This window comes from Streptomyces sp. 796.1 (assembly GCF_047525675.1).
Taxonomy (GTDB): Bacteria; Actinomycetota; Actinomycetes; order Streptomycetales; family Streptomycetaceae; genus Streptomyces.
Genome location: NZ_JBLIWA010000017.1, coordinates 140,786 through 150,785 on the forward strand (window position 1 = coordinate 140,786; position 10,000 = coordinate 150,785).

Consider the following 10,000-nt stretch of genomic DNA (forward strand, 5'->3'; position numbering starts at 1 on the left):
GGGTGGGTGGGGGTAGATGGGGTGGGAGGGGCGGTCAGCGGTCCTGGGAGAGTTGCAGGAGCTCGGCGAAGGTCCCGTGGGCGTGGGTGAGGTCCTCGTACCGGCCCTGTTCGGTGATGCGGCCGTGTTCCATGACGATGATGTGGTTGGCGATCTTCGTGTTCTCCAGCCGATGGGTGACCACGATGGTGATGCGGTCGCGGGCGATGGCCTTGATCTGTTCGAAGATCTGGTGCTCGCCCCGCGGGTCCATCTGGGAGGTCGGTTCGTCCAGGATCAGCAGCCCCGGGCTGCGGTACAGCGCCCGGGAGCACGCGATGCGCTGCCATTGCCCGCCGGAGAGCTCCGTGCCGCCGAAGACCTGCCGGGAGAGCAGGGTGTCCAACCCGGCGGGGAGGTCGTCGACCACTTCACGGAGGCCGACTGCGTCGATCGCTTCCCAGACGGGTGTGTCGTCATGGGTGCGGGGTTGGCCGAGGGTGACGTTGTCGCGCACCGGCATCGGCCACTGGGCGAAGATCTGCGGCACCAGCCCGGTCTGCGCCCACACACCGGCGGGGTCCAGTTCGGCGAGGTCGGTGCCGTTCCAGCTGACCTTGCCCTTGTCGGCCAGGTAGATGCCGGTGAGTAGGCGGGTGAGGGTGGACTTGCCGGAGCCGTTGGCGCCGACGATGGCGAGGATCTGGCCGCGCTCCAGGGTGAGGGAGAGGTTGTCGACGGCGGGTCTGTCCCGCCCGGGGTACTGGTAGCTGACTTCCTCCAGGCAAATCCGTTCGACCTGGCCGGCGGGGTGGCCCGGGCCGCGCTGGGGCGCGCGGGCGGTCGCGTCGTCGAGGAAGGTCTGCATGTCGTTGAGGTAGAGGCTGGTGTGGAAGACCGCGGCGCCGTTGGTGACGACCCCGGAGAGCGCGGCGAGCGTGGTCTGTACGGCGATGACGGCCGTGGCCGCGACCGCGAGTTCGATCCGGCCGGAGATCGCGAGCCAGGCCAGCGCTCCCCAGGTCGCGACGAGGAAGACGCCGCCGGCCAGCGCGGACAGGAGTGCGATCCGCAGTGTGCGCGGCGCTGCGGTCAGCGTGCGCCGGTCGCACCGCGCGGACAGCGCCCGGTGCCAGTAGACGAGGTAGTCGGTCATCGAGTTGGCGCGGACCTCGTCGCTGTACTTCGGCGTGGTCGCCCACCAGCGCATCATCGCGCGCACGTTGCGGTCGGCGACGTTGGCGTAGTGGATCTCGTAGTCGACGCGCGCCGAGAGGACTGCTCCCACGCCGGCCGGCAACACGGCGAGCAGCAACAGCGGCAGCATCAGCGGGTTCAGGACCGACACCACCCCACCGGCGGTGACCATGCGGATCAGCGCGGACAGGAACCGCTGGGCGTCGGTCACCATCACCTGCGCGCGGACCCCTCCCATCTCGGCTGCTTCCTGCCGCTCGGCGAACCCGTCCTCCGCGTACGCGGACGCCTCCACCCGGCACACCGCCTCGACCAGTGCGCTATCGGTCTCCGTCGCCAGCCGCGGGGTGATCCGCCGCTCCGCGTAGCTGGCCAACGCCGCTGCGCCGCGCCCCAGCATGGCGGCGAACGCGACCACCACGAGCGCGGGGCCCGCTGCCCGGAGCCGGTCGCCGGCCGATCCGTCACCCAGGACGGGCTCCATCGCCTGGGCGGTGGCGGTCAGCAAGGCGGCGGCTGAGACACCCGTGATGATCTGGCAGGCGAGGAGCATCTGCACGGCGCGCCGGTCGGTCCGCCACGCCAACTGGGCGATCCGCCCCAGGACGGCGGGGATCTGCGCGCACATGCGCCGGAAGGAGACTTCGGCGAGCGGATTGACGGAGAACTGCCCGCCATAGGTGATCTCCGCGGGCGGTGGTGGCGGTGGCGGCGCGGGTGGTAGCGGAGGCGTGGTGGGTGAGTGTTCGTGGGGAGTGGCCGAGGTCAATGCAGGTCCCCCTGACGGTCGTACGAGATGGTCGTGAGGCCTAACGACCCGGCCGGAATATCGAACACATGTGTTTCGGTCGGTCCTGGATTCCCGAAATAGAGCGGCCGACGGAGCATGGCGGATGCACGGACCCGGCTCCCGCAACAGGGTGACGGTGTAAGGCAGTTGGCCGAATCGCCGAGGGCGCGCGCTCACGGGCGCCGTGCGCGTGTCCTCGCGCGTGTCTTCGGGTGTGGGCAGGGGCGCGCGGGGTGGTGGGTTACGCGGCGCGGTCCCCGACGGTGAGGGGTTGGGTGTGCCCGTGCCCGTGCCCGTGCCCGTGTGCGTGCCGTGGGTGTGCCTGAGCCGCAGGGGGCGTGCGGGCGCGCCCGTGGTGTCGGCGTCTGGGCGCGGGGGTGGGGCTGGCGCCGGGGGCCGAGGAGTGCGCGGAGGGTTACGGGCGTGCGCGATGCCGGGGGTGTCGGTCGCGCTTAGCGAAAGGGGTGTGAGTCCTTGTCGGCTGCGGTGGCGCTGCGGACGCAGTCGCGGAGCAGGGTGCGGCGCTGGTCGTGTACGGCGTCGGGTTCTTCGCCGCTGGCCGCGTAGACGTTGCTGACCGGGGACCAGGTCATGGACATGGCGATGACCAGGGCCATGATGTCGAACGGGTCGCCCGCCCGGACTCGGCCGGCTGCCTGTGCCTCGGCGATGGCCGTGAGCTTGCGGTCGTCGTAGTGCTGGTGCGTCTCGACCAGGTGCCCGGCGGGTCGGCGCTCCAGCCGTGCCCAGGTGGCCAGCCGGATCAGGTCGGGGCGGCGTAGATATTCGTCGTAGAGGCGTACGGCCCACTCGGCGAGGTCGTCGGCGTCGATGGGGACGACGTTGGTGATGCGCTCCAGCGAGCTGAGGAAGATCGCGTCGAAGAGGCGTTCCTTGTCGCCGAAGTAGGCGTAGAGCTGCGCCTTGTTGGTGCGTGCTGCCGTCACGATGCGTTCGACGCGGGCCCCGGCGATGCCGTGCTGGGCGAACTCGTGGGTGGCGGCGTCCAGGATGCGCTGGTAGGTCGCAGCGCCTCGTGAGGTCTGGGGCTGTTCCGGCATGTCCCCATTCTATAAAACAGAACGGTTGGTTTGTTTCGTGGAGGCGCCGGCGCTAGCCTGGCAAACCGAACAGTCTGTTTAAGGAGTAGGTATGCGAACAACGACCGGATGGCGGGCGGCCGGCTCGACCGTGCTGCGCCGCACCTCGCTTGACCGCCGGGACCTGCGCCCGGACGACATCGCGCTGCGGGTCGACTACTGCGGCGTGTGCCACAGCGACCTGCACGCCATGCAGACCCGCGGCCCGCGTGCAAAGGAACTCCTGGTGCCAGGGCACGAGTTCACCGGAGTGGTGACGGAGGTCGGGCAGGAGGTGACCACCTTCTCGATCGGCGATCGCGTCGCGGTGGGCAACATCGTCGACTCCTGTGGTGCGTGCGCCATGTGCGAGGCCGGCCAGGAGAATTTCTGCCACTCCTATCCCACGCTGACCTACGGCGCCGCCGACCGGCAGGACGGGGCGATGACCCTGGGCGGCTTCGCCCGCGAGTACGTCGTACGGGACGCCTTTGCCTATCCGCTGCCCCCCGGCCTCGACCCGGCCGCAGCCGCCCCGCTGATGTGCGCCGGCATCACGGTCTGGGAACCGTTATGCCGCCTGGGCGTCGGGCCGGGTTGTCGGGTCGCGGTGGCTGGTTTGGGTGGTCTTGGTCATCTCGCGGTCAAGCTGGCCGCGGCGTTGGGTGCCGCCACCACGGTTATCAGCCGCACCCGGGACAAGCTTGAAGACGCCCGCAATCTCGGCGCGCATGATCTCATCGCTTCCACCGACACCCGTCGGATGGCCGCGGCCCGCGATACCTTCGACGTGGTCATCGACACGATCTCGGCCTCGCATGACCTCGCTCCGTACTTGAAACTGGTGGCGATGGACGGCACTCTCAGCCTTCTCGGGCACCTTGGCCCTATCACCGTTGACGTCGTGGACCTGCTCATCGGCCGTAAGAAGCTCAGCTCCGCGGGCAGCGGGGGACGACCGGCAACGGCTGAGATGCTGCGATTCTGCGCCGACAACGGCATCGCTGCCGATATCGAAGTACTGCCGTCATCACGGGTGAACATGGCTCTGGATCGTCTGCGACGTGGTGATGTCCGCTATCGCTTCGTGCTCGACATGTCGGACCTTGATTGATGAGACGGGCATGGGTGAGGGGCTGGATGCATCCCGCCGGCGCTGAGCGGTAGGAGGAGTTGATCGATGCGCTGCATGTGGTCGCGGGCGGTGGCGCGGTCGTCTCGACTCGGAGGTGGTATGCCCATTAGTTGGGTCTGCCTTTGACGGATGAGAGTCGTCGTAGGGTGCTGGTTGTTCTCGCGTATGTGCGGGCGTGATGGGTGGCTTGGGTGTTTCGGGTGGGCAGGTGGCCGTTGCGAACAATTCCGTCTACAGCACGGAGGCGTTCTCCAGGACCATGTCGACCTGCTTCCGTCCTTGTTGTTCGGTGATGCCGAGGAGGAAGGCCGAGCGGTTGTCGTCCAGGGAGATGAGGGTTAGGCGGAGATGGAGGGTGCCGCAGTCGGGGTGGGTGACCTTCAGCACTGCTGTGTGTGCGGGTCGGTCGCTCACCGTCGTGGGCTTGGATTCTTGGGGTGTCGCCTTTGAGTCCGGGCAGAAGAACTCGGCGTTTGAGGAGGCGGCGCGCTCCGCCTCGTAGCGCAGCCTGGATTGCGGTACGCCGCCGGCCCGGCCGGCCATGACCGAACTGCCCTCGCCGTCGGTGCTTTTCATGCTGGCCGCCGAGGTGAAGGCGTCGATCAGGTCGTTCTTGTTGGGCTTCCAGCCTGCGGGTATCGGGTAGGAGATGCCGGCCTTCTCGTCGGTGATCCGTGGTTGCCCCGTCAGCGGTGAGCGGTCCTCGTCGCGCGTCATCCACCACGCGGTGGCCCCGCCGGCAAGTAGGAGGAGCAGCGTGAGGAGGCCGGCGATTATCACCCGGTGGTTCCGGGACCGTCCGGCCGGCGGAGGGGGCGTGGCTGGCATGCCCGGGGCGGGAGGGTGGGGAAATCCGTTCCCAGCGGTGTTGACAGGGGCCCCGTAACTCGGGTCTGGCGAAGGGGTGTTGCTGTGCCCGGTGGGCTCGGGCTGATGCGATGGGGGGCCGGTGAGCGGCGGCGTCGTCATGATCCAAACCTTTCGGAGCCGTCCGGGCCTGTCCTGAGTAAGAGTACTCAGGCGGCTACTCACGGTTGCGCCGGGGTGGTTGCGAGCTCGCCGTGGTTGGTGTCGGTCAAGGCTGGGGCCAAGGCGTGGTCGAGGATGTGTGATGTTGGGGGTCTCTGGTGCTGGTTGGTGTGCCGGGGGTGTGTTGGCCGCGGTGGGGGGGGCTTGGCTGGTTGATTGCTGGTAGCCGTGGCGCGTGACGGTGCGGTGAGGGGCAGGCCTGATGCCTGCTTGTGGGGGTGTTGGGCTTGGTTTGTTGTCTGGGGCGGGCCCGGGGGCGGTGTGGGGGTGGTGGGGCGGGGGCCTGGTGTTTCTTGTGTCGCGGATGTGTGCGTGGAGCGGTGCTCGTAAATGGCTTGGTGTCGGATTGTCGTGTGGGGAACCTGGTCTGCCCGTACGTTTGTCCCCGCGGTCCTGTCGCGGGGGACCCAGGTGGCGGTATGCAGGGGGACGTCACTGGATACGGGAGGTGGTTGCGTGCCCGCGTATGACCAGGCTCCCGAGGCTGCCGCCCGACAGCGTCGGGCTGCGTCGTCCCCGGCCCGCCGTTCCCCGGCGCCTGGGGCCGCCCCGCGTGGCTCTTGGGCGCTGGCGCTCCAGTCGTCCGCTGGAAACGCTGCCGTGGGCAGGATGGTGCGTCGGTCGGGTCTTCCCGTGCAACGCGTTCCCCTCCCGGTGCAGCGCGCGGACGATGCGGCGGACCCGCCGCCGTCGACGCAGTTCGCGGCGATGGACCTTGACATGGACCTTGACGAGGACGGGTCGTCCGATGCCATGAATGTCGACACGCCGGCTACGGCCGCCGCTCCGGTCGCGACGATGGCCAGCAAGGGCAAGGAGAAGTTCGCGGTCTACAAGGCGAAGCTCACCGAGAGGATGAAGAAGCTCACCCGCAAGTTCGACCGGTCAGTGCTGAAGGGACACGTGCTCGGAGGCATCAGGAAGCGGGGGCAGGAACGCACGAGGGCGACGACGCTGGACCGGCTCCCTGAAGCAGCCATCCGTGCGATGTACCACGATCCGTCGACTGCCGAGTACGAGGCCGTCCCCGGTGACGAGGACGAGGTCCAGGCGGGAGTGGAGGTGATCGGCAACAAGTTGGGTCAGATTGCCGAAGCCAACCTGGCCGCTGCCGGTGGGTCTTTGTTCCAGAGTGGCGCGGTGGACAAGGTCCCCAAGAAGCAGACCGCGTTCGTGTCGTCCTACACCGGCACTCCGAGGCAGCGGAACGCGAGCGCGCTGCCGCTCCCAGGCAAGCCCCACTTCCGTCCGATTCAGGTGCCCAGCCGGCCGACGACACCGGACGCGGTCACCACACCCAACGGCACGACCCTGTCCGCCGTGGGTATGTATGCGTATGAAGAGGGCGACGAAGACCACCGGGTGCACACGTTTGTGGCCGATCCCGAAGCCCGTCAGCCTGAGTTGCCGGTGGTGGACCAGAGCACCTTGCCCAATCGGTCGGCGCAACTTGGCAGCGGTCTCACCAAGCACGCGGGTACGACCAAGACCGCCGGTCCGGTCAACCTCGATATCCAGCGCCTGGACAAGTGGTCGGGCGTCCGCAAGGGCTACACGCCCAGCCAGAAGACCGCTATGTGCAACGTCTCGGCCCGCGAGGCCGCCATGTCCAGCGGCTACGGCGATAAGACCGCGAATTGGCAGTGGCTGCATCTGATCGCTTTCACTCTGGGCGGCAGAGATAACAGCGAGCCGAACGAGGAGGGCAATTTGGTGGCTGGGTTGGACGCCGCGAACGGCTTCCACCTGGTGCTTGAGACCTTCGTCAAGATGATGGTCCGGGACCGGGCGGTCTCAGGGGTCTCACTGACAGCCACGGCACAGATGATTCCCGACAGTTTCCATGTGTGCAAAAGCATCAAATATCGGGTCTCCTGGACGAAGAACGGCAGAAGCCGTACGGTCGACTTCCGCGTCTCTGCTTTGGACCCGAACAAGGTGCTGGGCAGCCACACCGAACTCCTGTGCAAGCGCTTCGACATCGACTACGCCAAGTCGGACGAGGACGAGGAGGCGGAGAACCAGGAGATGGGGACGCAGGAGGAAGATGAGCAGCCGATCGCGGGAAGCAGCACAGCCTGATCCCTCGCGTCGGTGCGGCTTCCAGTCCTCCACCAGCAGCGTCCAACTCCTCGTCCAGGAACTCGCCTATCACCAACGGAGGGATCTGCCGCGAGGCGTGCAGTCGGGCCCGAATAGCTTATGCCGACCACGCCTGAAATGGCGTGGTCGGCGGGGTTCAGAGGTGGCCACGGCGCGGAGAGGGCCCCCGTTTCACCGATTTATCGACTCGTATTCATCCGAGTCACTCCTCGTTAGAGGATTTCGATGTCCTTCACCTTCGGTGGACGGTTTGGGTATGTGATGTCTGTCCAGCGGTTGATGCGCACGGAGTCGCCGTTGGCGTCGTAGTAGATCAAGTCATTGTTGCCCGTGGAGATCCGGTCGACCCACCAGCTGCCGAAGTTCATCCGGCCCTTGTTCGCGTAGCAGTCCACGCTCTGCCGCCCGTTGAGGTGTGACCAGATCTTGAGGTAGTTCTCGCCGCCGCGGCACTCGACCTTGTTGATGGCGAAGGCGTTACCGCTGGGCATCAGTACGGTCAACGCGGCGGCGGCAGTGAGAGCCACGGTTGCGGAGCGTGCGACTCTCTTGGTTTTCGAAAGCATAAGCACTCCCGGAATCCGATCCCAGGCATGACCGTGTCCCGCAGTCATGTCCGGGGAGGGTTTTTCGCTTACACGCCGACGATCGCGCAGAGCTCCTGCGCAGAGCAATCCTTTAAATGGCATATGGCCTGAATCGGACATTGGGTGTCTTAATGGTATTCATCCGTTTGATTTGGGTGGAAGGGTCGTGCCCGGTGACCGGAGCGAGTCGGGGCACGGCATCGGTTCGCGTTGGACATGAACAGCGGCCTGGAGTTGGACCTGACCGCCCGGGCTGCGAGGGTGTCCGGCCCGCGTACCGCGCCCGAAGAGGATGGCCGTGTCAGGCAGGCGCAGGATCGGTACGTCGCCTTCCGGCATCCATCGGCGCAGGTTCGCCGTGGCGGCCTTGTCCCTCAGGTGGCGTAGTGACGATGTTCGTGCTGTGCGTGGTCTGGACACGGGCCAGAGGAACCGGGTCGCTCCCGGCATGCTGACCGTCAGCTTGGTGGCGAGTAGGTGCCTGAGCCCAACCCGCCACGCGGATCGCTGTCTTCGAGTGGCCCGCTCGCCGTCTGCTGCGTGGCAGTCGACAGGGACGGTTCGAGCCACCTCCGCCGATCGCACCCGCAGCGCCAGCGGAGCCGCTGCCCCCGTCACGGCGAACAGGGTGCCTAGCGCGAGCCACCCCTCCCGTGGGTGGTCGCCGAGGCAGAGCAGCGCTATCAGCGCCGGTGCCACTGCGGTCGCGGTACCGCGCCCCAGGGAGAAGAAGCCCTGGTACTGGCCGTGCATGTCCTCTGGGGCAAGTGAGAAGCTCAGCCCGAACGAGCCGGCTGACAGCCACAGTTGGCCGAAGGTGAGGGTGGCCGCGAACAGGAGCAGTAGCACCGTCGCGGACCAGCCGCTCATCCCGCCTGTGAACGCCACCAATGCGCATGCGGCGAACAGGGCGATTCCTGCGTTGCGGCACATCCGGGCGGCCTGCCTGTCGTCATCGGCGCCACGGCTGAACCGTATCTGCAAGCAGATCACCATCACCGTGTTGACGGCGACGATGCCCGACACCAGCATCGGCGGCGCCTTGGTGTGTTGGAGCACCCATAGTGGTACGGCGAAGGACAGCACCTGTGCCTGGAGGGACAGCACCCCGCAGATCAGGGTGACTGCGGCGTACCGCCGGTCGCGCAGGACCTGCCATCCGGAATGGGTGTGCGCTGCCCTCGCGATCGGCGCGGTTTCGCGTGCTCCCAGCCACCGTAGCGGCACGGCCGCTCCTGGGTAAGTCAGCGCCGTGCACCACAGCAAAGCCATGTACCCGGCCTCGGTGTCGGCTTGGATGACCAGGGCCGAAGCCGCCGCGCCGATGGTGATGCCGACGTTGGTCACCACCCGAAGGTAGGCCCGTAGCCGCATTCGTTCGGCGCCCTCCCCGACCGTGGCGACCAGCGCGCCGCGGGCCGCGGTGCTGCCTTGCTCGGCGAGGAGGAAGACCAGGATCAAGGCCAGGAACGCCGGGAAGGTACGGGCGAAGGCCAACGCGGCCATCGTGGCGAACTGGATGCCGAGCAGAACGGTGTACGTCTGCCGGGGGCCGAACCGGTCCGCCAGCCTCCCCAGCGGTACGGCTCCAGCCAGTCCCACGATCCCGGCCGCCGTGAGGCCGGAGGCGACCTGGTGTACGGGCAGTGCGACGACTCGGGTGAAGAAGAGGGTGCTGGTCGTCAGGTAGAGCCCGCTGCCGACCGTCTTGATCAGCCAGGAGACGGCGAGGAGTCGGGGTTTGCCGGGAGGGGGCAGGCAGGCGGCGAGCAGGGCGCGCGCCCGGCCTGGGCCGGGTGTGGTCATGCTGTGGGTCCTGCCATCTCGTGCAGCCGCGCGATGAACGCCTCCGCGGCCAACTCGTCCTTAGTCGTAAAGTACGCCTCCAGGTGTCCTGGGCTGGCGTACTCCTCAGCTGTCAGCACCTCCAGTACTCCGTGCAGGGTCCGTACGCGCTCGCGGAGGCCGGGCAGTGCGGGCAGTCGAGTACGACCGATGGTCTCTGGGTGTGGTGCGCGGTCCGGTCGGCTGGGCCGTTCGCCGGTCGAGACGCGGACGAACTCCTCCCACAGGTCCACCTCGAGGGTATGCCACCACATTC

General features: G+C 67.5%; 8 protein-coding genes. 2 read left to right on the top strand and 6 right to left on the bottom strand.

What is annotated here, in order from left to right:
* Window positions 1–34 precede the first annotated feature (34 nt).
* Together ACMA1D_RS14015 and ACMA1D_RS14020 are read right to left on the bottom strand one after the other, a co-directional pair.
* Window positions 35–1,945, bottom strand: a complete 1,911-nt coding sequence (locus ACMA1D_RS14015) for an ATP-binding cassette domain-containing protein (protein ID WP_414724271.1) — start codon at window positions 1,943–1,945, stop codon at window positions 35–37.
* Between the two features lie 473 nt (window positions 1,946–2,418).
* Window positions 2,419–3,027 carry a TetR family transcriptional regulator gene (locus ACMA1D_RS14020; protein ID WP_414724272.1) on the bottom strand — a complete coding sequence of 203 codons (609 nt, stop codon included), beginning with the start codon at window positions 3,025–3,027 and terminating at the stop codon, window positions 2,419–2,421.
* 91 nt (window positions 3,028–3,118) lie between these two features.
* Between ACMA1D_RS14020 and ACMA1D_RS14025 the strand changes: the two genes are divergently transcribed.
* Complete coding sequence (locus ACMA1D_RS14025; protein ID WP_414724273.1) at window positions 3,119–4,159, top strand: NAD(P)-dependent alcohol dehydrogenase; 1,041 nt, start codon at window positions 3,119–3,121, stop codon at window positions 4,157–4,159.
* 252 nt (window positions 4,160–4,411) lie between these two features.
* On the opposite strand, the gene ACMA1D_RS14030 is transcribed toward ACMA1D_RS14025, so the two are convergent.
* Window positions 4,412–4,897 (bottom strand): hypothetical protein, encoded by a 486-nt coding sequence (locus ACMA1D_RS14030; protein ID WP_414724274.1) that lies wholly within the window; start codon window positions 4,895–4,897, stop codon window positions 4,412–4,414.
* A gap of 945 nt (window positions 4,898–5,842) precedes the next feature.
* Between ACMA1D_RS14030 and ACMA1D_RS14035 the strand changes: the two genes are divergently transcribed.
* The gene (locus ACMA1D_RS14035; protein ID WP_414724275.1) at window positions 5,843–7,291 is read left to right on the top strand and encodes a hypothetical protein; all 1,449 of its coding nucleotides are present in this window, start codon (window positions 5,843–5,845) and stop codon (window positions 7,289–7,291) included.
* A gap of 233 nt (window positions 7,292–7,524) precedes the next feature.
* On the opposite strand, the gene ACMA1D_RS14040 is transcribed toward ACMA1D_RS14035, so the two are convergent.
* From ACMA1D_RS14040 to ACMA1D_RS14050, 3 genes are all read right to left on the bottom strand, one after another.
* The gene (locus ACMA1D_RS14040; protein WP_414724276.1) at window positions 7,525–7,878 is read right to left on the bottom strand and encodes a beta/gamma crystallin domain-containing protein; all 354 of its coding nucleotides are present in this window, start codon (window positions 7,876–7,878) and stop codon (window positions 7,525–7,527) included.
* Between the two features lie 159 nt (window positions 7,879–8,037).
* A complete protein-coding gene (locus tag ACMA1D_RS14045; RefSeq protein ID WP_414724277.1) occupies window positions 8,038–9,705 on the bottom strand; it encodes an MFS transporter in 1,668 nt (555 codons plus the stop codon).
* Window positions 9,702–10,000: hypothetical protein (locus ACMA1D_RS14050; protein WP_414724278.1), on the bottom strand; the 299-nt coding region annotated here is incomplete at its 5' end. The genes ACMA1D_RS14045 and ACMA1D_RS14050, both read right to left, overlap by 4 nt.